Source organism: Arthrobacter sp. UC242_113, assembly GCF_044054585.1.
Taxonomy (GTDB): Bacteria; Actinomycetota; Actinomycetes; order Actinomycetales; family Micrococcaceae; genus Arthrobacter.
Window position 1 is genome coordinate 2,972,783 of the sequence record NZ_CP171968.1, and the last position, 24,255, is coordinate 2,997,037.

Genomic DNA, 24,255 nt, shown 5'->3' on the forward strand with positions numbered 1-24,255 from the left:
TGGCGAAGTCTGACAAATTGCCGTGGACGCGTGGAGCCTGCGCTGGTCTCGCGGCGTCTTTTAGGGCGTTTCAGCTGCCAAGTACGTCACAGAACGTTGAAAATTCTGAAACAATGGCACAAGCGCCCCAGACGACACTTTTACTCAGGAGAATTCATGGACATCGAGGTATTGCGACGCGCACCCCTTTTCGCCACGCTGGACGACGACGCGTTCCGCCTGCTGACGGACGAACTGACCGAGGTCGACCTGTCCCGCGGTGCATCCGTCTTCCGTGAGGGCGACCAGGGTGACCAGCTCTACTTCATCGTCTCCGGCAAGGTGAAGCTCGGCCGCACCTCCCCCGACGGCCGCGAATCCCTGCTGGCCATCCTCGGCCCGGGTGAGCTCTTCGGCGAGATGGCCCTGTTCGACCCGAGTCCGCGCACCGCCACGGCCACCGCCGTCTCGGAGACCCGCCTGGCCGGCCTCAAGAACGAGAGCCTGAACTCCCTACTGCGGACACGTCCCGAGGTCTCGGCCCAGCTGCTGCAGGCGCTGGCCCGCCGCCTCCGCCGCACCAATGACTCTCTCTCCGACCTGGTCTTCTCCGACGTGCCCGGCCGCGTGGCCAAGGCCCTCCTGGACCTCGCCGACCGCTTCGGCCGCCCGGCCACGGACGGCGTTCTCGTGGCACACGAGCTCACCCAGGAAGAGCTGGCCCAGCTCGTCGGCGCGTCCCGCGAAACCGTCAACAAGGCACTGGCCGAGTTCGTCCAGCGCGGTTGGCTGCGCCTCGAAGCCCGCGCCGTCGTGATCTTGGACATGCAGCGCCTCCGCCAGCGCTCCCGCTAACCCACACGCTAAAGGCCGCCCCGTTCATCTCGGGGCGGCCTTTGCTTTTAACTCACCACCGGCGGATGACGGCCCTTCGGCGTCGCTTAGACACAACGCATGGGGACCCCTCCGGTCGCTGAGCGACCTCCAGGCTCCGATGCGTCGCGATGCGCTCCTTTCCGAAGACGCGCAATCCGCCTCAGCTGGTGGTCAGGAAAGGCGACAAGACCTGAGGACGCGTCAGGGAAAGGCGACAAGACCTGAGGACGCGTTGGGGAAAAGGCGACAGGATCTGAGGACGCGTCGGGAGAAACCAGCAGAAACTGCGAGAGCGTTGGTGAGTTAATCGCGAGCGGGGCTGCGGGCCTTCGGGTAGGAGCGCATCGCGGCCGATCGCGGCATGGAGGTCGCTCAGCGACCGTAATGGCGCCTATCGGCTGTGTCTAAGCGACGGCGAAGGGCCGCCGCCCGGCGGAGGTGACCAAGCAAACGAACGGATCTCGACAAGCTCGATCAGCGGTTCCAACAGATCTCGGCAGGCTCCACCAGCGGTGGCGGCTTAGCGCTCGCGCTGGGGCTCGCCCGCTACTGTTTTGGCTGCCTCTACTTCGAGCATGAGCGTCCCGTTTTCGTCGACCAGCTTGGGCTGGTAGACGTGCGGAGTGCGCTTGTAGCTGAGGTAGGCGATGCAGCCGTTGGCTTTGGCCATCTTCTCCAGCATGATTTCCGAGCCGGGAACCATGAGCTGGCCAAGAGTGAGCCCTACGGTGTTCTCCTGGCCCACCTCGTCGCCCAGCGCTGTCGTGTCGCGCTCCGCGATCGCCTTGGTGGCGCACACCCACCGGCCCCAGACGCCTTTGCTCTCCAGGATGGAGGGCTGCTGGTTCATGGGGACGGTGGCGGCGAAATACCGGGTGTTGAAGCGCCGGTGCGCGAAGTCCGGGCTCAGCCAGTTCACGAGCGGCTTGAGCAGGTCGGTGCGCAGGGACAGGCCCCGCTTGGCCAGCTCCGCGGTGAACGACTTTTCCTGCGACGCAACCGCCTCACGGGCCTTCATCCACTCCACCGTGGACGTCGCCTCCACGGTGGAGGACAGGTCCGGGCCTGCCAGCAGCACGCCGGTCTCCTCGAACAGTTCACGGACTGCACCCACCACGTGGCGGCGGGCCAGGCCGACGTCGTCCGTCCCCATCTGCTCGGCCCAGTGCTGGGGCGAGGGCCCCAGCCAGCCGACGGCGTCGTCGTCGGAGGCGTCCAGGGAGCCGCCCGGGAAGGCGAGGACACCCAGCGGGGACGAGCCCGGACGGTAACCCAGCCAGGTTTCCAAGCCAGTGGGCGAATCCCGGAGGAGTACCACGGAGGACGCGAAACGGGGTTTGCGCGGAGTCCGTTCGCCGTGTTCGAGCCAGCTCTGTGCCGCCCCCTCAAGATCGGGAGGAAGAACAAAGAGCCGGCGTGCTAGGTGGGGCAAAGGAACCTACTGCTCCTAGCTGAATTCGGCGATCAGTTCGACTTCCACGGGAGAGTCGAGCGGCAGGACTGAAACGCCGACGGCGGAACGGGCGTGCTGGCCCGCGTCACCGAAGACCCGGCCCAGGAGCTCGGAGGCGCCGTTGATGACACCAGGCTGGCCGGTGAAGGACGGGTCGGAGGAGACGAACCCCACAACTTTGACAATGCGCGTAATGCGGTCGAGGTCGCCGATGACGCTCTTCACGGCGGCCAGGGCGTTCACGGCGCAGACGGCAGCGTATGCCTTGGCGTCTTCCGGCGACACAGTCGGTTCGTCCGAGGTGCCCTCGGTGCCGGCGGACACCTTGCCCGTAGCTTCGAGTTTGCCGTTAATAAACGGCAGCTGTCCCGAGGTGTAAACGTGGTTGCCGGTGACGACCGCCGGCACGTAGGCGGCGACGGGGGCGGCAACTTCCGGGAGGGTCAGCCCGAGCTCGGAAAGACGCTGTTCGACGGCGGACGACGGCGTCAGATCAGCGCTGGAAGCGGTTTCCTGGGGGGTGGTCATGCTACTGCTTCTCCCTCTTGAGGTAGGCGACAAGTCCGTTGCCGTCGGGTCCGGGGACTACCTGGACAAGCTCCCAGCCGTCGTCTCCCCACTGGTCCAGAATCTGCTTCGTGGCGTGGATGATGAGCGGAATCGTGGCGTACTCCCATTTGGTCATGAAATAAAGCCTAATCGTTGCCGGTAAACTGGAGAACATGGCGACTCGTAAGAACCCCATATTCGACACGGCCACCACCCTCGGAAAGATTTTTGGCTTCCTTGGCGTGAGCGCTATTTGTGGCGTCCTCGTGGCCGGCCTGCTGGTTCCCGCAGCCGCCGTCTCAGGCAGCACAGCCAGCGGCTCGATCGAATTCTTTGACACCCTGCCCGCTGAGCTCCAGGTGGACCCGCCGAGCCAGTCCACCAAGGTCCTGGCCGCCGACGGGAGCGTGATCGCCAACCTGTACGCGGAGAACCGTACCCGCGTTCCGCTGGACCAGATTTCCCCGTACATGAAGGACGCGGTGATCGCCATTGAGGACAGCCGGTTCTACGAGCACGGGGGTGTGGACACCACCGGCATCCTCCGCGCCCTGGTCAGCACCGCGCGGGGCAACAAACAGGGTGCCTCCACTATCACGCAGCAGTACGTCAACAACGTCCTCAACGCCAACCTTGAAGCCGAAGGCAACTCCGACGCGATCAAGCTCAACGGCGTTAACAAGGGCGTCGGCGACAAGCTCCGCGAAATGAAACTCGCGATCGCCCTGGAGAAGAAATTCACCAAGGAGCAGATCCTTGAGGGCTACCTGAACATCGTCTTCTTCAACCGTGACGCGTACGGTATTGAGGCCGCCTCCAAGTTCTTCTTCAGCACCACCGCGAAGAACCTCACGCTCCCCCAGGCCGCACTGCTTGCCGGCCTGGTGAACAGCCCTTCTGCCTTTGACCCGATCACCAATCCGGACAACGCCAAGAAGCGCAGGGACCTGGTGCTGAGTGCAATGCTCACGCACAAGAAGATCACCAAGGCCCAGTACACCGCCGCTGTTGCCACCCCTGTCGCACCTAAGGTGACCCCGGCACGTCAGGGCTGCGCCTACTCGCCCACTGCCCCGTACTTCTGCGACTACGTCCTGCACCTCCTGCTGAACAACCCGGCCTACGGAGCGGACGCCACCGAACGCGAGAAGAAGGTGTTCCGCGGCGGCCTGACCATCAAGACCACCCTGGATCCGAAGGCGCAGAAGGCCGCGCAGGACCAGGTGAACTCCGCTGCCGGCTCGAACCCGGACAAGTGGGGCGCCGCGCTGGTTTCCCTTGAGCCGGGAACGGGCAAGATCGTCAACATGGCCCAGAACACCTCGTGGTTTGCGGGCAAGGGCAAGTTCGACTCGCAGATCAACTTCAGCGTGGACCAGTACGACGAGCAGGGCAACGACCTGAACGGCCTGGGCGGTGCACAGCCCGGCTCCACCATGAAGCCGTTCACGTTTGCCGAGTGGCTGAACGAGGGCAAGTCGATGAACACCATTGTCAACGCCTCCCAGCGCCGCTACCCGCAGGATTTCCCCTGGACGAACACCTGTGAGACGCCCACCGTGGGCTGGTATGACAGCACCAACGGCACAGAGGACCTGCAGAACGCCGAAGATGGCTACTACCGGCCCATGACCGTGCTGGACGGCCTGAAGAACTCCATCAACACGGCGACGTTCGCCTCGGCCTCGCAGGTTGACCTGTGCGGCATCCAGAAGGTTGTGGACGCCGTCGGACTGCACGAGGGCCTGCCGACCCGCGACAAGGAAACCAACGCGGTGGTGGATCCGAATCCGAAGATCACCATGACCACCATCGGCAACCTGCTGGGCTCCCGGCAGACGGCGCCGCTGACCATGGCCGCGGCCTTCGCCACCTTTGCAAATGACGGCAAGTACTGCGCGCCGATCGCCATCACGTCGGTGACGGACCAGACCGGCGCCCAGCTGCCGGCGCAGGCCCCTGCCTGCCGGGACGCCCTCAAGCCTGAGGTTGCGCGCGGAGTGAACTACGCCCTGCAGCAGGTCCTGAACGAGGGATCCGGCTCCCTGATCGAACCCCGGATCTCCACCCGGACCAGCTTCCCGATCGCCGCCAAGACTGGTACGTCCAACAACAACGGCTCCACCTGGGTTGTTGGCCACACCATGGGCCTCGCGACGGCGGCCTGGTTCGGAGATCCACTCGGCAGCCAGCAGCGCGCCGGCCAGAACGTGACCATCAACGGCAAGTTCTACACCGGCATCGACGGCTACATGATCGCCGGGCCGATGTTCTCGAACTACATGTCCCAGATCGCTCCGGGCTACGGCACGGAACCCTTCCCGGAACCGCCGTCGAACCTGCTCTACGGCACGCCGCAGTTCGAGCCCGTGGTCCCGAACATTCCGAACATCCCGCCCCAGGGCGGAAACACCGACACCGGCACCACCGGCGGAAACACTGACACCGGCACCAGCGGTGGAAACACCGGGGGCACGGGCAACAACGACAACAAGAGCAATGGCAACGGCAACAGCACCAAGGGGAACGGCTGACCGTGACTGACCTTTCACAGGTGGCGAGCCGCGTCCGTAGCATTGGGCGCGGCTTTGCCGTCACCGCAGGCGCCGGGACCGCGGCCGCCCTCGCCGCCACAGCATACGGGCTCTGGGAAAAGAACCAGTTCGTCCTCCGTGAGGAGACAGTCCCGATCCTTCCCGAGGGCAGGGCGCCATTCCGGATCCTGCACCTGAGCGACATCCACTTCGTGCCGGGCCAGAAGGCCAAGGCGGAGTGGCTGCAGTCGCTCGCGGCGCTCAGGCCCGACCTTGTGGTGAACACGGGTGACAACCTCAGCCACCCCAAGGCCGTGGATCCGCTGCTCAACGCCTTGGCTCCGCTCATGGAGTTCCCTGGAGTGTTTGTTCCAGGCTCCAATGACTATTACGCGCCGAAGCTGAAGAACCCGGCCCGCTACCTGTTGGGCCCCTCCAAGGCATCACCCGACCGGGAGGAACTTGACTGGCCCCGCCTGCGGTCCGGCTTCGGAATGGGCGGCTGGATCGACCTGACCAACCGGCACCAGTCCCTCGTCCTCAACGGCATGCGGTTCGATTTCTCGGGAGTGGATGATCCGCACCTCAACCGTGAACGGTACGCCGGCTGGCCCCGCGGCACCCGGGGCCAGAACGCCAAGGACCACCTGCGCGTCGCCGTGATCCACGCCCCCTACCAGCGGGTCCTGGACCACTTCACCGAGGACGGCGCGGACCTTCTCCTGGCCGGCCACACGCATGGCGGCCAGCTGTGCATCCCGGGGTACGGCGCCGTCGTCGCGAACTGCGACATCCCCACCTGGCGGGCCAAGGGACTCAACGACTGGAGCAGCAACGGGCGTACGACGCCGGTCAACGTCTCGGGCGGCATCGGCACCTCGCGCTTTGCGCCGGTCCGCATCGCCTGCAAGCCCGAGGCCGTCCTGCTGACGCTCACCCCGCGCGCCTGACGAGCCACCTGTGAAGGGTGCCACCCATGGCATAGGGTAGTTGCTACGGGAAACTACCCCAGAGCCTTCACACAGTTGAGTTCAAGAAGCGGGCATGGCCAAGCAGAGTTCATTTTTTCGATCCGTCAGCCGTCTCTATCCGCACGTGAAGCCGGTCCTGCCACGCTTTTTTATGGGCCTGCTCTCGGCGCTCCTGGCCAGTGTGGTTGCCCTTGCCATCCCGCAGGTGCTTCGTATGCTCATCAACGATTCCCTCCGGCCCGGGGCCACCGCGGAAGCCGTCTGGGGCTCGGCCGGCCTCATCCTTGCCCTGGGGGTCGCCGAAGCCGTGCTGGTTGCCCTCCGCCGCACCTTCGTGATCAACCCGGCCACCACCGTGGAGACCAGGATGAGGGTCTCGCTCTACGGCCACCTGCAGGACCTCCCCGTCTCCTTCCATGACCGCTGGGGCTCCGGCCAGCTGCTTACCCGCGCCATGACGGACCTCAACTTCATCAGGCGCTGGATGGCATTCGGGGCCATCATGCTGGTGGTGACCACCCTGACGGTGGTGATCGGCGTCGTCGTCATGTTCACCATGAGCTGGCAGCTGGCCCTGATCTTCCTCGCCGCAGCGGGACCCGTAATGGTCTACGGTTTCCGGTTCCGGACCCGCTTCAGCAAGGTTGCCCGGCGCAGCCAGGACCGGGCCGGCGACCTCGCCACCACGGTTGAAGAGTCGGTCCACGGCATCCGCGTCCTGAAGGCCTTCGGCCGTAGCCGCGAAGCTCTGGAAACCTTCAACGGCCAGGCCGAGGAACTGCGCCAGACGGAGATTGCCAAGGCCAGGCACCAGGCCGTCTTCAGCATGGTGGTGACCCTCCTGCCCGAGCTGGCGCTGGGCGCGGGGCTGGTCACCGGAATCATGCTCGCAGCCAGCGGCCAGCTCAGCATCGGGTCCCTCGTGGCCTTCTTCGCCACCGCCGCCGTCGTCGCCGCGCCCGTTGAGTTCTCCGGCATGCTGCTGGCCATGGCGCTGACGGCGAAAACCGCGCTGGACCGCCACTTCGAGGTCATGGATTCCCAAAACACCATCACCGGCGCGGCCGAACCCCGCCGCCCGGCCGAGGTCAAAGGCGCGCTGAGCTTTAACCACGTAACGTTCGCCTTCGACGACGCCCCGGACAAACCGGTGCTGAAGGACGTCCGGCTGGACATCTGCCCGGGCGAAACGATGGCGCTGGTGGGCATCACCGGCAGCGGCAAGAGTGCCCTGCTGCAGCTGGCGCCGCGGCTCTACGACGTCACGGCGGGTTCCATTGAGCTCGACGGCGTGGACCTGCGGGACTTCAGCATCGAGGAACTCCGCACCCTGGTGGCTGTGGCCTTCGAGGACACCACCCTGTTCTCCAGCTCGGTGCGCGATAACGTGCTGCTCGGCGTCCAGTCCCAAGACAAGGACACCCGGGAAAAAATCCTCGCCGAGGCCTTGGACACGGCGCAGGCAGACTTCGCTTACTCGCTGCCCGAGGGGCTGGACACCCTCATCGGTGAGGAGGGCCTCAGCCTGTCCGGCGGCCAGCGCCAGCGCCTCGCCCTGGCCCGGGCCATCGCAGCCGCGCCCGCCGTGTTGGTCCTGGACGATCCCCTCTCCGCCCTGGACGTGAACACGGAGGAGCTCGTGGAAAACCGGCTGCGGGAGGTGCTGGCCGGCACCACGACGCTGATCGTCGCCCACCGCCCATCCACCGTGGCGCTGGCCGACCGGGTGGCGCTGCTGGAGGACGGCCGCATCGCCGCCGTCGGAACCCACGCCGAACTGCTGGCCGGCAACAGCCACTACCGTCACGTGATCGCGAGCCTGGAAACGGAGCCCCGTGACCTGGACTCCGAGCTGTCGGCCCTCGACGACGCAGAGGAGGTCAGCCGGTGAGCAACACAGCTTTCGGTACCGCCAATGAGGACAACGCCAACCTAAGCAAGAGCGACAGCAAAGCAGTACGGCGCCGGTCGCTCGCCTTGCTGGGGTCGCTGATCCGGCCCGTGCGGCTGCGGTTCTGGCTCACTATCGCCACGGTGGTCCTGTCGCAGGCGGCCAGGGTGGCCGGCCCGGCGCTGATCGCCTTCGGCATCGACCACGCGTTGCCGGCCCTCCGCGCGGGCAACAGCCTGCCGCTGGTGCTGGCCGGCGTCGCCTACCTCATCACGGCACTGGCGGCGGCCGGGCTCACCGCCCTGTACGTAACGTCCACGGCGGCACTCAGCCAGGCCATGCTGCTGGACCTCCGGCTGTGGGTGTTCCGCCACACCCAGCGGCTCAGCCTCGAGTTCCACGAGAAGTACACCTCGGGGCGGATCATCGCGCGGCAGACCTCAGACCTGGAGGCCCTGCGTGAACTTCTGGACTCGGGGGTCAGCTCGCTCGCCTCGGGTGCGCTGTTCATGCTGTTCACGGCCGTCACTGTTTTCGCCCTGGACTGGCGCAGCGGACTGGTAGTGCTGGCCGCGGCCGTCCCCATGTTCTTCCTGGCGCGCTGGTACCAGAAGCACTCACAGATGGCGTTCCGCCAGTCCCGGGTGGTCTCGGCCCGGCTCATCGTGCACTTCATCGAGACCATGACCGGCATCCGAGCGGTCAAGGCCTTCCGCAAGGAACGCGAGAACGCAGGCCGCTACGGCGAACTCGCCGAGGACTACCGGCGGGCCACCGTCCGCTCCATCAACCTGAACGGCGTCTTCCAGCCCGGCCTGGTCCTGATCGGCAACGTATGTGTGGCCGCCGTGCTGCTGTTCGGCGGCTTCCGGGTGCTGAGCGGCGACCTGGCCGTGGGCGTGCTGCTGGCCCTGATGCTCTCCACGAAGCGCTTCTTCCAGCCCGTGGACCAGATGGCCATGTTCTACAACTCCTTCCAAAGCGCGCAGGCCGCGCTGGAGAAGGTCTCGGGCCTGCTCGAGGAGGTGCCCACCGTGCGCCCGCCGCGGAACGCGGTGGAACTCCGCGACGCCCGCGGCGCCGTCGAATTCCGGAACGTCGAGTTCCGCTACGGCACCGGGCCACTCATCATTCCCACACTGAACCTCACCATTCCGGCGGGCCAGACCGTGGCGCTGGTGGGACAGACCGGGGCGGGCAAGTCCACGCTGGCCAAGCTGATTGCCCGCTTCTATGACGTGTCCGCCGGTTCTGTGACGCTCGACGGCGTGGACTTGCGGCAACTGGCCACCGCGGACCTGCGGCGGAACATTGTGATGGTGACGCAAGAGGCCTTCTTGTTCAGCGGCTCGGTGGCGGACAACATCGCCCTGGGCCGGCCGGAGGCACCGCGTGAGGAGATCGAGGCCGCCGCAAAGGCCGTGGGTGCGCACGAGTTCATCATGGAGCTCCCCGAGGGATACGACACCGACGTCAACAAGCGCGGCGGCCGGGTCTCCGCAGGCCAGCGCCAACTGATCAGCTTCGCGCGCGCGTTCCTTGCCCGGCCGGCGGTCCTGATCCTGGACGAGGCCACGTCCTCGCTGGACATCCCCTCCGAGCGGCTCGTGCAGAGCGGCCTCGCCGGGCTTCTGCGCGGAACGGACGGCACCGGCAGCGCAACGCAGGGAGCGCCGTCTGCCGACGGAACGTCCCGCGGAACCGCGCGCACAGCGCTGATCATCGCGCACCGGCTCTCGACCGTGGAGACGGCGGACAGGGTGCTCGTGGTCCATGACGGACAGGTGGTGGAGGACGGAACCCCCGATGAACTGATCGGTGGCAACGGCCGCTTCGCCCGCCTGCACAGCGCCTGGAAGGACTCGCTGGTCTGAGCCACCAAGGCTCGTCCGGACCCGATTTCGCATGTTGGCCCAGTATCGGATATTCTTGTTCAGTTGCTTTCACAGCAACGGATCGGGATGTAGCGCAGCTTGGTAGCGCGCTTCGTTCGGGACGAAGAGGTCGCAGGTTCAAATCCTGTCATCCCGACCAAAAGGAAAGAGGGTCTCCCCCAGGGGAGGCCCTCTTTCTGTTTCTTCACGCACGGCTCACGCCCACCCAACTAAGTAGCAGCAGAGGGCGTTGCCAGCGCTGGGAACGCCCACAACTGCTACCTAGTTGGGTCTGTCCGGGCTTAGTTTCCGCCCAGGCTCTGGTTGTGGATGTTCTGGGTCGCCTGCCCGTCGCCCAGCAGGGGGATCCTCGGCCGGCGGGACCCGTCGTCCGCCGGATAGGCGCCCCGGCTGTCGTAGCTTTGAACCTGGTTCAGGTAGCGGTGGCGCAGACGCAGGCCAACGGCGAAAAGCACCAGCGACTCCAGCAGCGCCGCAATGCCGATCAGCCCCCAGACGAAAGTCCCGGCGTCGGCCGTTCCCCTGAACACCTCAACAACAGCGGCACCCGCAGCGGCTGCCACAATCAGTGACGTGCCGGCGATGGTCCAGAGGAAAAAGGCCCGCTGCAGGCCGTCGGCTGATCTCCGTGTCATGGTCCCCACTCCTTAGTTACGGCTGCCGCTCCTGGCAAGAAAAACGTCTTGGGAAGAAAACGGCCCCGGAACATGATGTGCGCATGTTCCGGGACCGTTTTCCTCATGGAAGCTGTTTACATGGGATCGGGCCAGTTGCCAATGGTGGTCTTCGACACCATGGGATCAGGCCAATTGCCGATAGTGGTCGTGTTCACGTCCTTGACGCGCATCGGATCCGGCCAGTTGCCGATGGCAACCGAGGTGCCCGCGTTGTCCGCGATCGAGCCTGCAGACAGAACGGCGGGAGCCGCAGCAGAAAATGCGAGGGCCCCCGCCAAAACGGCAGCGGCTGCTATCTTCTTCAACATGTGAGAGTTCCTCAATACGAGTTCGGATTCGTTACCAAGTCAGCACAGTCCTTGTTGACATACATTGTAAAATGTTTTCCACAGGAGGTGTCAAGCATTCTGTACAAAGGCTGTCCGGAATAGGAGGAACCCCAGTGGGTAACGGATTCGGGGAGAAGCTCCGCGCTGAGCGGCTGGAACGCGGACTGACCCAGGCCGAGCTGGGCAGGGATCTGTACTCCCCCAGCTACATTTCCCTGCTGGAAACCGGCCGGCGGGAACCCACAGCCGACGTCATCGAAGAGCTCGCCCGCAGGCTGGAGCTCGCGCCCAAGGCGCTCGAGGCGTGGAGCCAGCCCATCTCGGTCAGCGACGCCGAATACGTGCTGGCCGGCCTCTATGCCCGGCAGGCCTGGGACCTGCGCGACTACGCCCTCGCGGCCGAGCACGCCGCCAACGCCGCCCGAATCGCCCTGGACGGCAAGAACACCAGCGCCTGGTGGAACATGACCTACATGCAGGCCGAATGCCTCATGAAGCAGGGCCAGCTCAAGGAATGCCAGAAGATCATGGAGCACCTGTCCGAGCATCCCATGGCCACGGAATCGGCCGGCCTGGGTGTCCGGGCGCGCCAGATGCTCGCCGCCCTGTGCCACGGGCAGGGCCAGCTGGGCGCCGCCGTCGAACACGCCGAGAAGGCGGTGGAGCTCTGCGCGCAACTGCCCAAGGGCTCAACACTGATCATCGGGGCGCTCCGCGCGCTGATCGGGGCACTGGCCGAGAGCGGCCGACTCGACGAGGCGTGGAAGTACTGCCAGGACATGAATGAGCAGATGGACGAGCGCTCGATGTCCCAGCTCGCGGGTGAGGTGGCATGGGTGATCGGCAATGTCGCGTTCATGCGGCACGACTACCCGGAGGGCATCAAGCACCACGAGCGGGCGGCGAAGCTGCTCTCACCCGCCAACGACATCGAGCTGTGGGCCCGCTTCAACAAGGCGTCGGCCGCCGTCCGCCTCTCCTCCGGAATCGTCGAGCCGGAGACCCTCTCCGCCATCGAACGCGCCGAACTCGCGCTGTCCATCGTCGGCGGGAACAAGACGGACCAGCTGGAAGTCGCGTTCATCCGCGCCCGCTGGCTCTACCTCACCGGCGACATCGTGGCCGCCGTCCAGAAGCTCCGCGACATCCACGCCGAACGGAAGGATCTGGCTAAGCATACGGCCGGCGAGGTTTCGCTGCTTCTCGGGAAATCGCTGAAGGCTGCGGGCGAAGGGGATGAAGCGCTGGTGCATCTGGAGGAGGCGCAGAAGGAATTCAGTGCCGCCGGCGCGCAGGACCGGGTCCAGCAGGCCCTCGATGCCGTGCTGGAGATCAGGCTCGCCCAGCGCCGTGCGGCGGCGGCCGAAGCCAGCTAGCAGGCAAAACGCAAAAGCGTAAGGCGCCCCCGGGAAAGAGTCCCGGGGGCGCCTGACGCTTTTTGAAGGCGCTAGCTGAACGTGCGGCCGGTCAGCTTCTCGTAGGCCTCGATGTAGCGGGCCCGGGTGCGGTCCACGATGTCCGCGGGGAGGGCCGGCGGCGGCGTGTCGGAGGCTTTGTCCCAGCCAGATTCGGCGGACGTCAGCCAGTCCCGGACGAACTGCTTGTCGTAGGAGGGCTGCGCCTTGCCGGGCTCGTAGGTGGCGGCGTCCCAGAACCGGGACGAGTCCGGCGTCAGGACCTCGTCGCCGAGGGTGATGGCGCCGTTCACGACGTCGTAGCCGAACTCCACCTTGGTGTCGGCCAGGATGATGCCGCGTTCGCGGGCGATCCCCTCGGCCTTGGTGTAGATGCTCAGCGTCAGTTCACTCAGGCGCGCGGCGATGTCGTCGCCCACAATGGACGCGACGGCGTCGTAGGTGATGTTTTCGTCGTGCTCCCCCACCTCAGCCTTGGCCGACGGCGTAAAGATGGCGTGCTCCAGGCGGGAGCCGTCCACCAGGCCTTCGGGCAGCGGGATCTCGCAGACGGTGCCGGACTGCCGGTACTCCACGAGGCCGGAGCCGGTGAGGTAGCCGCGGGCAATGCATTCCACCGGGAACATTTCCAGCTTCTTGCAGATCATGGCCCGGCCCTCGACCGCTGCCGGCACGCCGTCCTCCACGGTGGAGGCCAGGACGTGGTGTTCCACATCCAGCTGGTCGAACCACCAGAGGCTCAACTGGGTCAGGATACGTCCCTTGTCCGGGATTTCGCTGCTGAGCACGTGGTCGTAGGCGCTGATGCGGTCGCTCGCCACCACCAGCACGCATTCCTGACCGAACTGCTCGTTGATGGACTCGCTGGCCGGGACGTACAGGTCGCGGACCTTGCCCGAGTACACGTGCTTCCAGCCGGGCAGCTCCGCGTGGGCGGTGTCCAGGCCGCGGGTGTTTTCCTGTTCAGCCACCGGTTACGCCTTTTCTTCCGAAGCGGAGCCGGCCTGGGCAGCCGACGGGGCGGCGACGCCGGACGACACCTTGATTTCGCCGCGTGCGGCTTTGCCTGCGATGTCCGTGCGGAACTGGGCGCCTTCCAGCTGAACCAGCTCCACGCCGTCGTACGCCCTTTCCCGGGCCTCAACGAGGTCGGATCCGAGCGCCACCACGGCCAGAACCCGGCCGCCGGCGGAGACCACCTTGCCCTCGTCGTCGAGCTTGGTGCCGGCGTGGATCACGTGGACACCGTCCAGCTCGTCAACCTTCTTGAGGCCGCGGATGCGGTCACCCGTGCGCGGCGTGTCGGGGTAGTTTTCAGAGGCAACGACGACGGCGACTGCCGTGTCCTTGGACCAGCGCAGCTCCTCTGCCTGGTCCAGTTCGCCCTTGGCGGCTGACAGGAGCAGGGAACCGAGGGGCGTCTTGAGCCGTGCGAGCACGGCCTGGGTTTCGGGGTCGCCGAAGCGGACGTTGAATTCGATGACGCGAGTGCCGCGCTTGGTCAGCGCCAGCCCGACGAACAGCACGCCGACGAACGGGGTGCCCCGGCGGGCCATCTCGTCCACTGTGGGCTGGGCGATGCGGTCGATGACCTCCTGCACAAGGCCGTCAGGAGCCCAGTCGAGCGGGGTGTACGCGCCCATACCGCCGGTGTTGGGGCCTTCATCGTTGTCGTAGATGCGCTTGAAGTCCTGCGCCGGGGACAGCGCGACGGTGTTGCGGCCGTCGCACAGGACGAACACGGAGACCTCGGGGCCGTCCAGGAACTCCTCGATGACCACTGTTCCGCCGGCGTCAAAGCAGCTCTGGGCGTGGGCCAGGGCGTCGTTTCGGTCGTTGGTGACCACCACGCCCTTGCCTGCGGCGAGGCCGTCATCCTTGACGACGTAGGGTGCGCCGAAGGTGTCCAGTGCCGCGGCTGCCTCGTCCGCGTTGGCGGCCACCAGCGCCATGGCGGTGGGGACGCCGGCTTCGGCCATGACCTGCTTCGCGAAAGCCTTGGAAGCCTCGAGCTGGGCGGCGTCCTTGCTGGGCCCGAACACCGGGATGCCGGCGTCGCGCACGGCGTCGGACACGCCGGCCGCGAGGGGAGCCTCGGGGCCAACCACCACAAGGTCGACGTCGAGCCGGGTGGCGAGCGCCGCCACCGCGTCCGGATCGTTCCCGTTGATGGCGTGCGTGGGGACGAGCTTGCTGATGCCGGCGTTGCCCGGAGCCGCGTGGACTTCGGAAACGTTGGGGTCGGCAAGGAGGGAGCGGACAATGGCGTGTTCGCGGCCGCCGGGGCCAATGACGAGTACCTTCACAGTCTCCAAGCGTACTTTGTGCACCGTGCTGGCTCCTAAGCTGTGACCGGTTCACCGTTATCGCCGGCGGACAATCCGGGCAGCCCGCCGCTACGAACCACGGTCATGAAGAAGCTCACGAGGTGGTTCAGGGGACCGGCCGCATTGGCGGCCCTTGCTGGGGTGGCCGCCGCCGCCGTCGTACTTTCCGTTGCGGAACTGGCGGGGGCGTTCTTTACCGCCCGCGCCACTCCCCTGTTTGCTTTGGGTTCGACGTTCATCGACTTCACCCCGCCGTGGCTGAAGGACTTCGCGATTGCGACGTTCGGCACCAATGACAAGGCGGCGCTTTTCGCCGGGATGGCCCTGACAATTTTCCTGCTTGCGTGCGTGCTGGGCGTGGTGGCGTACCGGAGATGGGCGCTGGGCGCGGCCGGCGTGGTGTTCATGGGCGCGGTGATCGTGGCCAGCGTGGTGACCCGAGCGGGCGTCAAACCGCTGGACGCCGTGCCCTCGCTCCTTGGAACTTTCGCCGGGCTGATCGTGCTGCGGCTGCTGGTGTCGCGGCTGTGGCGGCTGCAGGCATTTCCGGATGCTCCGGCGGATGTGACGGCCAAAGCGCCGGAGCGCCCGGCCACCTCCCGGCGGGCTTTCTTCGCGGCGACCGGCCTCACGGCAGCTGCCGCGGGCATCGCCGCCACCGGTGGCCGGCTGCTCAGCGCGGCGCGCAGCGATGTGGCGCAGGCGCGCGAGGCCCTCCGGCTGCCGGCACCCGTCCGGCACGCCGCCGCCGTGCCCGGCGGAGTACAGTCGGCAACGCCCGGCGTGACGCCGTGGCTCACGCCCGCCAAGGACTTCTACCGTATTGACACCGCCCTGAGCATTCCGGAGATGAAGGCGGAGGAGTGGGAACTGCGCGTGCACGGGCTCGTGGAGGAGGAGGTCCGGCTCACCTTCCAGGACCTGCTCGACGCCGAGCTGATTGAGTCCCATGTGACCCTCACCTGCGTCTCCAATCCCGTGGGCGGCAACCTCGCCGGCAACGCCAAGTGGCTGGGACTCCCCATACGCGAGGTGCTCAAACGGGCCAGGCCCACCGCCGGCGCTGACATGGTGCTCTCCACCTCCATCGACGGGTTCAGCGCCTCCACGCCGCTGGAGGTCCTGCAGGATGACCGCGACGCCATGCTTGCCATCGGCATGAACGGCGGGCCGCTGCCGCTGGAACACGGCTATCCCGTGCGCATGGTGGTGCCGGGACTGTACGGGTTCGTGTCCGCCACGAAGTGGGTGGTGGACCTGGAGGTGACCCGCTTCGCCGACAGCAAGGCCTACTGGACGCAGCGCGGCTGGTCGGAGCGCGGACCCATCAAGACGATGGCCCGGGTGGAGGTGCCCAAATCGTTCGCCGTGGTGAAGGCCGGACGGGTGGCCGTCGGGGGCACCGCGTGGGCGCAGACCCGGGGCATCACCAAGGTGGAGGTGCAGATCGACGGCGGCGACTGGGCTTCCGCCGTGCTCTCGGACGAGGCCTCCGTGGATACCTGGCGGCAGTGGTCCTTCGCCTGGGATGCCAAGCCGGGCTCGCACTACATTAAGGTGCGGGCAACGGACGGGACCGGCGAGGTGCAGACGGAGAAACGCGCCGATCCCGTGCCGGACGGCGCCTCCGGCTGGCAGTCGGTCATGGTCACCGTTGAGTAGGGGCCGGCACCATAGACTGGGCCTATGGCCCTAACTTCGCACGCCACGTTCACTGTGGATTCCGCCGTCGAACTCGCCGTGGTTGAACGAAGCGGATTCGTGGAGTCCCGCCATATCGGGGCGGCCGTGGTGCTCGCCGCGGACGGCCACGTTGTCACCCAGCTGGGCGACATCTCCACCCCCATCCTCGCCCGCTCCACGCTCAAGCCCCTGCAGGCGCTGGCGGCCATGCAGTCCGGTGTTCCGCTGCGCGGTGCCCAGGTGGCCCTCGCCTGCGCCAGCCACACGGGATCGCTCGACCACATGGACGTCGTCGAAGGCATGCTCAAGGCCGCTGGCGTCAAGGAGGACCAGCTGCAGTGCCCTGCCGCCTGGCCGCAGGACGAGACGGCGCGCACCTGGCTGACCCAGTCTGAGCGGGGCAAGTCCCGGCTGGCCTTCAACTGCTCAGGGAAGCACGCGGCCTTCCTGTGGGCCTGCACCGAAAACGGCTGGGACACCCACAGCTACCTGGAACCCAACCACCCGCTGCAGCAGCGCATCCGCACGGTGATCGAGGAATATTCCGGCGAACAGATCGCGCACCTGGGCATCGACGGCTGCGGAGCTCCCGTGGCCGCCATCTCGCTGACCGGCCTGGCCCGCGCCTACTCCCTGCTCGCCAAGGCCCCCTCCGACAAATCCGCCAACGCGCGCGCCGCCACCATCGCCACCTCCATGCTGGACTACCCGTGGGCGGTCCAGGGCAGGGGCGAGGCCAACACCATCGTGATGGAGGAGCTGGACGTCATCGCCAAGATCGGCGCCGAGGGCATCCTGGTCATGGCCACGTCCCAGGGGGTCTCCGTGGCACTCAAGATGCTCGACGGCAACCTGCGGGCCACGTCGCTGGTCGGGCTGACGCTGCTGGCCGCCTGCGGAGCCGTCGATATCCCGGGCGTGTCCAGCGTGCTCGAGAAGGTGGTGGAGCCGGTCCTCGGAGGCGGCCGTCCCGTGGGCAAGATCCGCCTCGGCCATGCCGTCTCGGCCCTGCTGGACTAACGTACTTTTTGCTTTTCAAGGAGGCACCGGTGGCAGTTGCACGCCGCAGAATCGACCCGGCCGACGGCAAAGCGGCCCTGGACCAGTGGACGGCAGGCGCCGTCCCGCCGTCGGACGCTGCCCCGGCGGTCCCGGCCGCTCCGCCCGTCCCCCGTTCGGTGATCGCGACGGCGGTGCGATACTCGCTCGAGGAGGTCACCGCCCGCGCGCCCGGGAATTCGGTGGAGGTGCGGGTGCCGCCGTTCGGCGTCACCCAGTGCGTGGAAGGCCCGCGGCACACGCGCGGCACTCCCCCAAACGTCATCGAGTGCGACGCCGCCACCTGGCTGGCCATGGTGACCGGCCGGCTGGGCTGGGCGGACGCCGTCAGCGCCGGACGCGTGGCCGCCTCCGGCCTGCGCGCCGACCTGTCGGCCCTGCTCCCGCTCTGACGCAGCACGAGACAGGATCCCGCCCCAGACTGAACTTCTCAGCCGGGGACGGGACCCTGCACGGTATCCATTGGAGTTTTGCTCAGATATCGCGACTTCAAGGGCCTTCAGCGGACGATATCTGGACAAAGGCTCGTACGTTATTCGTGGTTGATGGCTGCCGACGGCCTGCTCATCTGGAACTCGGGCATCTCACCCGGATTCGGGCCGCCGCGGAACTTGGGCGAAGCCTCCCCGCCCCCGCTGATCCGCTCCAGTTCCTGCTCCTGGAAGTCCTCCTCCACGCCCAGCATGACCGCCGAATCGTGGTTGGTGATCTCGCCGCGGAACGCCCGGACCATAACGCTGCGGTCGAACTGGCCCTCCCACTTGGAGACCACGAAGGTTGCCACGCAGTTGCCCAGCAGGTTGACCACCACGCGCATGGAGTCCATGAGCCGGTCGGCGCCGAGGAGCAGGGCGACGCCGGCCACCGGGAAGATTCCGAGCGCGGCTGCCGTGGCGGACAGTGCCAGGAAGGAAGAGCCGGGAACGCCAGCCATGCCCTTGGAAGTCAGCAGCAGCACGCCGAGGGCCGCAAGCTGCTGGCCGAGGTCCAGGTGGTGGCCGAAGGCCTGGGCGAGGAACAGCAGGGAGATGGACAGGTAAATCGCCGCACCGTCCAGGTTGAACGAGTAGCCCGTCGGCACCACCAGGCCGGTAGTGGCCCGGGAGCATCCGGCGTTCGTCAGCTTGGTCATGATGCGGGGCATCACGGCTTCCGTGGAGGCGGTGCCCAGGGCCAGCAGGAATTCCTCGCGGGTGTACTTGAGGAACTGCCACAGCGGAACCCGGGCGAAGCTCCAGGCCACAACGAACAGGAGCCCGATGAAGATGACGGCCGCGCCGTAGCAGGCGGCGATCAGCATCGCGTAGGTGCCGAGGGTATCCAGCCCGTACTGGCCGATGATGAAGGCCATGGCACCGAAGGCACCGATCGGCGCCACCTTCATGATCCAGGACATGATCTTGAAAACGAGTTCCAGGACCGTCTCCATGAGGCTGACCACCGGCAGGCAACGCTCACGCCCGATGACGACGATGGCGGCGCCGAAGAACACGGAGAAGAACAGGACCTGCAGCAGGCTGTTATTGGCGAAGGCGCCGATGACGCTGGTGGGGATGACGTCCAGGATGAACGCCGCCGCATCCTTCGGCACCGCATGGCCGGTCTTGGCGTCGAGAGCCTCCTGGGACAGGGTGCTCGGATCGATGTTCAGGCCCGCTCCGGGCTGGACGATGTTGCCGACAATCAGGCCGAAGACCAGGGCGAAAAGCGTGGCCGCTGTGAAGTAGAGAAGAGCCTTCACTCCTACCCTTCCGACCGCCTTGACGTCGCCAACGGCCGAAATTCCCGTAACGATCACGAGGAAGATCAGCGGCGCAATGATCATCTTGATGAGCTGGATGAAGCCGTCACCGAGCGGCCTCAGTTGAGCGCCTAGGTCCGGCCAGAAATGCCCTATGAGAACACCTGCCACGACGGCGATCAGAATTTGGAAGAAGAGCGACCTATACAGGGGCTTCTTCTTCAACGGCACCGAACTCGCCTTCAGCGCCGAGGAATCTGGGATCTTCATTGATCTGTACCTATCAATTGGGAACTGCCCCGGATCGGGGTCTGTCTCCAACGTAACCCCGGTCACACTATTCCGCAAGAGGAAATCTAGTTTTCACAATGCGGAATAAGTTTAGCCGGTCACAATTGAGTTTTTGTCCACCTGTTAGGACTTTGAAGCCCTCGTGGAGGCCGATAACTGGACAAAGACTCCTACCGCGGCCAGCCCTGTTTACGCAGCGCCTGCCGCTAGGAGGCCAGGTGGTGCAGCCCCTCGTACTCGGCGACCTTGGGTGGCACAAAGTGCCTGGCGTGCTCGCTGATGATGGCATCGCCGGCCACCACAAGGTCGTCGATGGGCAGGACGGAGCCGAGGTCCACCCCCGGTCCGGGCCAATGAAGTCAGTCTGACCCCGTCGATCTCCACGAGATCGCTCCAGCGGATCTTGAGGCGGTGGCCGGCTATGGCGCGGCGGCGCGGCAGCGTGCCGCCGCTCTCCCTCGCGAGGTGAAAGAACCGTCCGGGCTCCCGGAAGTGCGGACCGCTTTTCTTCCCCACGGCACAGGGTCGACGACGGCGGTCACCGGCCCGCCGCCGTCGGGCCTGAACTCCGCCCACGGCGGCAACGGAACGCCGTGGACTTCCTCTGCGGTGACCAGGCTCGCGAAGTCGTCCGGACCTAGTGCGTGTGCGAGCGGACGAGGGCGGGAAGGTCCGAACTTAAGTCGCGATATGTGGACAAAAACCCGAAAGAAAGGACGACCGGTTCGGGTCCGGGGAGCGTCAGCCGCGGCCGACGAAGGGCATTCCCGCGGCCGTGATCACGACCGAGCCCACGCTGGCCGACGGCGGCATCCCCGCCATCATCAGCACGGCCCGGGCCGCGTCCTCCACCGGGAACATCGGTTCCACCCTGCGGGTACCGTCGGCCTGGAGCGCGCCCGAGCCGACACCGATGGTGTCCATGATTTCCGTGGCGGTGTTGCCGATGTCGATCTGCCCGCAGGTGATGCCGAACTCCCGGCCGTCCAGCTCGATGCTCTTGGTCAGGCCTGTCATGGCATGCTTGGTGACCGCGTAGGCAACAGTGCGCGGACGTGGTGAATGCGCGGAGATCGAGCCGTTGTTGATGATCCGCCCGCCCTGGGGCGACTGCGCCTTCATCGCCCGGACGGCCGCCCCGGCGCACAGCACCGAACCGGTCAGGTTCACGGCGACCGTGGCCTCCCAGTCCGCCAGGCTGATCTCGTCCACCGATGCGGCCGGGCCAAAGACGCCGGCGTTGTTGAACAGGACATCAACCCGGCCCCAGCGCCGGAGGACGGAAGCGAAAAGGCGTTCGACGTCGTCGGGCACGGTGACATCGCACGGCACCGCAAGCGCCTCCGGGTGGCCGTCCGCCGTTTCTAGGAGCTGCTGCTCGCGGCGGCCCGCCAGGGCCACCCGGTAACCGTCCAGCAGCATTTGCCGGGCAACCGCGCGGCCGATGCCGGAGCCGGCGCCGGTGACGACGACGACGCGCCCCGGAGTAGGTGGAACGGTCATGCTGCACTCCTGTTGTTGAAGGGATTAGGCGGTGGCCGGAACGCCGTTCGCCGCCATCGGCCAGCCTACGACGGTTTTTCGGCTGTGTCGGTCACAATCGGCGCGCAGCCGGCGGACCCGCCCGGATGACAGCCTTGCCCGACGGCGGGGAGGATCAGCTCTCCCCCGTCTTGACCGGCGTCCTCACCAATGCGTAATCTCGAATAGCAAGAATGTTTTCTCGCAATACGAAAACATGAGCCCAACATTCAAAGATGAAACGAGGCTGCCGTGGCTGCAGGAGAAGATACCTCCCATATCCTCAGCGGGTTGACTAACCAGCTGCCTGATCGTGATCCGGAAGAGACCGCCGAGTGGGTTGAGTCCCTGGATGCGCTGATCAGGGAACAGGGCACGGAGCGTGCCCAATACATCATGCGCAGTCTCCTGCAGCGTGCCGGCGCGCAGAGCGTCGGGGTTCCGATGGTGACCACCACGGACTATGTGAACACCATTCCGGTGGACCAGGAAGCGCAGTTCCCGGGCAACGAGGAGTACGAGCGCCGCTACCGGGCGTACATGCGCTGGAACGCGGCCGTGATGGTGCACCGGGCGCAGCGGCCCGAGATCGGGGTCGGCGGGCACATCTCCACCTACGCCGGCGCCGCGACCCTGTACGAGGTCGGGTTCAACCACTTCTTCCGCGGCAAGGACCACCCCGGCGGCGGGGACCAGGTGTTCTTCCAGGGCCACGCGTCCCCGGGCATGTACGCCCGGGCGTTCATGGAAGGCCGGCTGTCCGAGGAGGACCTGGACGGGTTCCGGCAGGAAAAGTCCAAGGAAGGCCACGCCCTCTCCTCCTACCCGCACCCGCGGCTGATGCCGCACTTCTGGGAATTCCCGACCGTGTCGATGGGCATCGGCCCGATGAACGCGATCTACCAGGCCCAGTCCAACCGGTACCTGCACAACCGGGGCCTGAAAGACACCGCCGACCAGCAGGTCTGGGCGTTCCTGGGCGACGGCGAAATGGACGAGCCCGAGTCCCGCGGCCTGCTCCAGCTCGCCGCGAACGAGAACCTGGACAACCTGAACTTCGTGATCAACTGCAACCTCCAGCGCCTGGACGGACCGGTGCGCGGCAACGGCAAGATCATGCAGGAACTCGAGGCGTTCTTCCGCGGCGCGGGCTGGAACGTGATCAAGGTCGTCTGGGGCCGGGAATGGGATGACCTGCTCACCCGCGACACCGACGGGTCGCTGGTGAAGATCATGAACGAAACCCCCGACGGGGACTACCAGACCTACAAGGCCGAATCCGGCGGGTTCGTCCGCGAGCACTTCTTCGGCAAGGACCCGCACACCAAGGATCTCGTCGCGGACCTGACCGATGACGAGATCTGGAACCTCAAGCGCGGCGGGCACGACTACCGCAAGGTCTACGCCGCGTACAAGGCCGCGACCGAATTCAAGGGCAAACCCACCGTGATCCTGGCCAAAACGGTCAAGGGCTACGGCCTGGGCCCGCACTTCGAAGGCCGCAACGCCACCCACCAGATGAAAAAACTCACCCTCGACGACCTGAAGGAATTCAGGGATTACCTGAGAATTCCAATTTCTGACGCCCGGCTCGAAGAGGACCCCTACCGGCCGCCGTACTACCACCCCGGTCCGGATGCGCCCGAGATTGCCTACCTCCTGGAGCGGCGAAAGGCATTGGGCGGCTCGGTGCCCGAACGGCGGTCCGGCCCCGGCGGTGTTGAAATGCCCGACCCCAAAACGTTCGACGTCGCCAAGCGCGGTTCGGGCAAGCAGCAGGCCGCAACCACCATGGCGTTCGTCCGCCTGCTCAAGGACCTGCTCCGCGACAAGAAGTTCGGGCACCGGATTGTCCCCATCGTGCCGGACGAATCGCGGACCTTCGGCATGGACGCATTCTTCCCGACCGCCAAGATTTATAACCCGGGCGGCCAGAACTACCTGTCCGTGGACCGCGACCTCGTCCTGGCCTACAAGGAATCCGCGCAGGGCCAGCTGATCCACCCCGGCATCAACGAAGCCGGCGCCGTGGCAGCCTTCACCGCCGCCGGAACCGCCTACGCCACCCACGGCGTGCCCCTGGTCCCGGTCTACGTGTTCTACTCCATGTTCGGCTTCCAGCGCACCGGCGACGCCTTCTGGGCCGCCGCCGACCAGATGACCCGCGGCTTCATCATCGGCGCCACCGCAGGACGGACCACCCTCACCGGCGAAGGCCTCCAGCACGCCGACGGGCACTCCCCCCTGCTGGCCTCCACCAACCCCGCCGTGGTCACCTACGACCCCGCCTACGGGTACGAAATGGGCCACATCGTCCGCGACGGCCTCGAGCGCATGTACGGGGGGCGCCGCAAGCGGCCAAGGAACCGGAACTGCATCCGATAAAAACCTGATGTACTACATCACGGTCTACAACGAGCCGATCGTCCAGCCCGCCGAACCGGAGAACCTCGACGTCGAAGGCGTCCTCAAGGGCATCTACAAGCTCGCGGCCTCCACCACCGAAGGCCCCAAGAGCCAGATCCTCGCCTCCGGCGTCTCCGTCCCCTGGGCCCTCGAAGCCCAGCGGATCCTCGCCGAAGACTGGGCCGTCTCCGCCGACGTCTGGTCCGTCACCTCCTGGAACGAACTGCGCCGCGACGGCCTCGCCGCCGAAGAGGAAGCCTTCCTCAACCCCGGCAAGGACGCCCGCCAGCCGTTCGTCACCAAACAGCTCGAAGGCGCCCAGGGCCCCGTCGTCGCAGTCTCGGACTACATGAAAGCCGTCCCGGACCAGATCCGCCAGTTCGTCCCGAACGACTTCGCCACCCTCGGCGCCGACGGCTTCGGCTTCTCCGACACCCGCGCCGCCGCCCGCCGCTTCTTCAAAAACGACATTCACTCCATCGTCGTCAAAACCCTCCAGCTGCTGGCGGCGAGGGGTGAAGTGCAGGAGGGCGCGCCATCGTACGCCATGGACCGCTACAAACTCCTGGACGTCACGGCGGGAACAACAGGAGGAGCCGGCGGCGACTCCTGAGCCTTGCTGGCTGTACGTGTCATCCAACAAAAACGACGGCGGCCC

19 protein-coding genes, 1 tRNA gene and 1 pseudogene are annotated in these 24,255 nt (G+C 66.3%); 11 read left to right on the plus strand and 10 right to left on the minus strand.

The genetic code is table 11. The features are described 5' to 3' along the window. Window positions 1-156: 156 nt before the first annotated feature. Window positions 157-834: a Crp/Fnr family transcriptional regulator gene (locus ACHMXB_RS13530; RefSeq protein ID WP_003797871.1), complete on the plus strand. Its 678-nt coding sequence runs from the start codon at window positions 157-159 to the stop codon at window positions 832-834. A gap of 541 nt (window positions 835-1,375) precedes the next feature. Here the strand turns inward: ACHMXB_RS13530 and ACHMXB_RS13535 are convergent. From ACHMXB_RS13535 to ACHMXB_RS13545, 3 genes are read right to left on the minus strand one after another with little or no spacing between them, the layout of a single operon-like run. Further along, on the minus strand, window positions 1,376-2,287 hold the full coding sequence (locus tag ACHMXB_RS13535; RefSeq protein WP_395399029.1) for an NUDIX hydrolase: 912 nt from the start codon (window positions 2,285-2,287) through the stop codon (window positions 1,376-1,378). Window positions 2,288-2,302: 15 nt separating this feature from the next. After that, window positions 2,303-2,836, minus strand: coding sequence for a RidA family protein (locus tag ACHMXB_RS13540; protein WP_111902097.1), 534 nt, complete (start codon window positions 2,834-2,836; stop codon window positions 2,303-2,305). Between the two features lies 1 nt (window position 2,837). Continuing rightward, the gene (locus ACHMXB_RS13545; RefSeq protein WP_003797879.1) at window positions 2,838-2,993 is read right to left on the minus strand and encodes a DUF4177 domain-containing protein; all 156 of its coding nucleotides are present in this window, start codon (window positions 2,991-2,993) and stop codon (window positions 2,838-2,840) included. A gap of 37 nt (window positions 2,994-3,030) precedes the next feature. Here ACHMXB_RS13545 and ACHMXB_RS13550 point away from each other — a divergent pair, with 37 nt between their 5' ends. The 5 genes from ACHMXB_RS13550 to ACHMXB_RS13570 all read left to right on the plus strand — a co-directional run bounded on the left by ACHMXB_RS13550 (window position 3,031) and on the right by ACHMXB_RS13570 (window position 10,287). After that, window positions 3,031-5,391, plus strand: coding sequence for a transglycosylase domain-containing protein (locus tag ACHMXB_RS13550; RefSeq protein WP_395399032.1), 2,361 nt, complete (start codon window positions 3,031-3,033; stop codon window positions 5,389-5,391). 2 nt (window positions 5,392-5,393) lie between these two features. Then, the gene (locus ACHMXB_RS13555; RefSeq protein WP_395399034.1) at window positions 5,394-6,341 is read left to right on the plus strand and encodes a metallophosphoesterase; all 948 of its coding nucleotides are present in this window, start codon (window positions 5,394-5,396) and stop codon (window positions 6,339-6,341) included. Between the two features lie 94 nt (window positions 6,342-6,435). Further along, complete coding sequence (locus ACHMXB_RS13560) at window positions 6,436-8,253, plus strand: ABC transporter ATP-binding protein (protein WP_395399036.1); 1,818 nt, start codon at window positions 6,436-6,438, stop codon at window positions 8,251-8,253. Continuing rightward, entirely contained in the window at window positions 8,250-10,127 is a 1,878-nt protein-coding gene (locus ACHMXB_RS13565) for an ABC transporter ATP-binding protein (RefSeq protein WP_395399038.1), read from the plus strand. The genes ACHMXB_RS13560 and ACHMXB_RS13565 overlap by 4 nt, the downstream gene beginning before the upstream one ends. Window positions 10,128-10,210: 83 nt before the next feature. Further along, a tRNA-Pro gene (locus ACHMXB_RS13570) sits at window positions 10,211-10,287 on the plus strand. A gap of 142 nt (window positions 10,288-10,429) precedes the next feature. On the opposite strand, the gene ACHMXB_RS13575 is transcribed toward ACHMXB_RS13570, so the two are convergent. Both ACHMXB_RS13575 and ACHMXB_RS13580 read right to left on the minus strand, forming a co-directional pair. After that, a complete protein-coding gene (locus tag ACHMXB_RS13575) occupies window positions 10,430-10,783 on the minus strand; it encodes a hypothetical protein (RefSeq protein ID WP_395399040.1) in 354 nt (117 codons plus the stop codon). 116 nt (window positions 10,784-10,899) lie between these two features. Then, a complete protein-coding gene (locus tag ACHMXB_RS13580) occupies window positions 10,900-11,133 on the minus strand; it encodes a hypothetical protein (protein ID WP_111902091.1) in 234 nt (77 codons plus the stop codon). Window positions 11,134-11,267: 134 nt separating this feature from the next. On the opposite strand from ACHMXB_RS13580, the gene ACHMXB_RS13585 reads away from it, so the two are divergent. Continuing rightward, the gene (locus ACHMXB_RS13585; RefSeq protein ID WP_395399042.1) at window positions 11,268-12,530 is read left to right on the plus strand and encodes a helix-turn-helix domain-containing protein; all 1,263 of its coding nucleotides are present in this window, start codon (window positions 11,268-11,270) and stop codon (window positions 12,528-12,530) included. A gap of 71 nt (window positions 12,531-12,601) precedes the next feature. On the opposite strand, the gene ACHMXB_RS13590 is transcribed toward ACHMXB_RS13585, so the two are convergent. Both ACHMXB_RS13590 and purD read right to left on the minus strand, forming a co-directional pair. Continuing rightward, complete coding sequence (locus ACHMXB_RS13590) at window positions 12,602-13,540, minus strand: phosphoribosylaminoimidazolesuccinocarboxamide synthase (RefSeq protein WP_395399044.1); 939 nt, start codon at window positions 13,538-13,540, stop codon at window positions 12,602-12,604. A gap of 3 nt (window positions 13,541-13,543) precedes the next feature. Further along, entirely contained in the window at window positions 13,544-14,875 is a 1,332-nt protein-coding gene (gene purD / locus ACHMXB_RS13595) for a phosphoribosylamine--glycine ligase (RefSeq protein WP_395405282.1), read from the minus strand. Window positions 14,876-14,980: 105 nt separating this feature from the next. On the opposite strand from purD, the gene ACHMXB_RS13600 reads away from it, so the two are divergent. Genes ACHMXB_RS13600 through ACHMXB_RS13610 form a run of 3 tightly spaced genes read left to right on the plus strand, consistent with a single transcriptional unit; the run spans window position 14,981 to window position 18,030 of the window. Continuing rightward, window positions 14,981-16,558, plus strand: coding sequence for a molybdopterin-dependent oxidoreductase (locus ACHMXB_RS13600; RefSeq protein ID WP_395399046.1), 1,578 nt, complete (start codon window positions 14,981-14,983; stop codon window positions 16,556-16,558). A gap of 24 nt (window positions 16,559-16,582) precedes the next feature. After that, window positions 16,583-17,599 carry an asparaginase gene (locus ACHMXB_RS13605; protein WP_395399048.1) on the plus strand — a complete coding sequence of 339 codons (1,017 nt, stop codon included), beginning with the start codon at window positions 16,583-16,585 and terminating at the stop codon, window positions 17,597-17,599. 29 nt (window positions 17,600-17,628) lie between these two features. Beyond that, complete coding sequence (locus ACHMXB_RS13610) at window positions 17,629-18,030, plus strand: sterol carrier family protein (RefSeq protein WP_395399050.1); 402 nt, start codon at window positions 17,629-17,631, stop codon at window positions 18,028-18,030. A gap of 140 nt (window positions 18,031-18,170) precedes the next feature. On the opposite strand, the gene ACHMXB_RS13615 is transcribed toward ACHMXB_RS13610, so the two are convergent. The 3 genes from ACHMXB_RS13615 to ACHMXB_RS13625 all read right to left on the minus strand — a co-directional run bounded on the left by ACHMXB_RS13615 (window position 18,171) and on the right by ACHMXB_RS13625 (window position 21,173). Beyond that, window positions 18,171-19,649 (minus strand): cation:dicarboxylate symporter family transporter, encoded by a 1,479-nt coding sequence (locus ACHMXB_RS13615; protein ID WP_395399052.1) that lies wholly within the window; start codon window positions 19,647-19,649, stop codon window positions 18,171-18,173. A gap of 227 nt (window positions 19,650-19,876) precedes the next feature. Continuing rightward, the gene (locus tag ACHMXB_RS13620) at window positions 19,877-20,008 is read right to left on the minus strand and encodes a hypothetical protein (protein WP_395399054.1); all 132 of its coding nucleotides are present in this window, start codon (window positions 20,006-20,008) and stop codon (window positions 19,877-19,879) included. Between the two features lie 403 nt (window positions 20,009-20,411). After that, window positions 20,412-21,173, minus strand: coding sequence for an SDR family oxidoreductase (locus ACHMXB_RS13625; RefSeq protein ID WP_395399056.1), 762 nt, complete (start codon window positions 21,171-21,173; stop codon window positions 20,412-20,414). 270 nt (window positions 21,174-21,443) lie between these two features. Here ACHMXB_RS13625 and aceE point away from each other — a divergent pair. Further along, a pseudogene (aceE, locus tag ACHMXB_RS13630) lies at window positions 21,444-24,210 on the plus strand (pyruvate dehydrogenase (acetyl-transferring), homodimeric type). The last annotated feature ends 45 nt before the right edge of the window (window positions 24,211-24,255 follow it).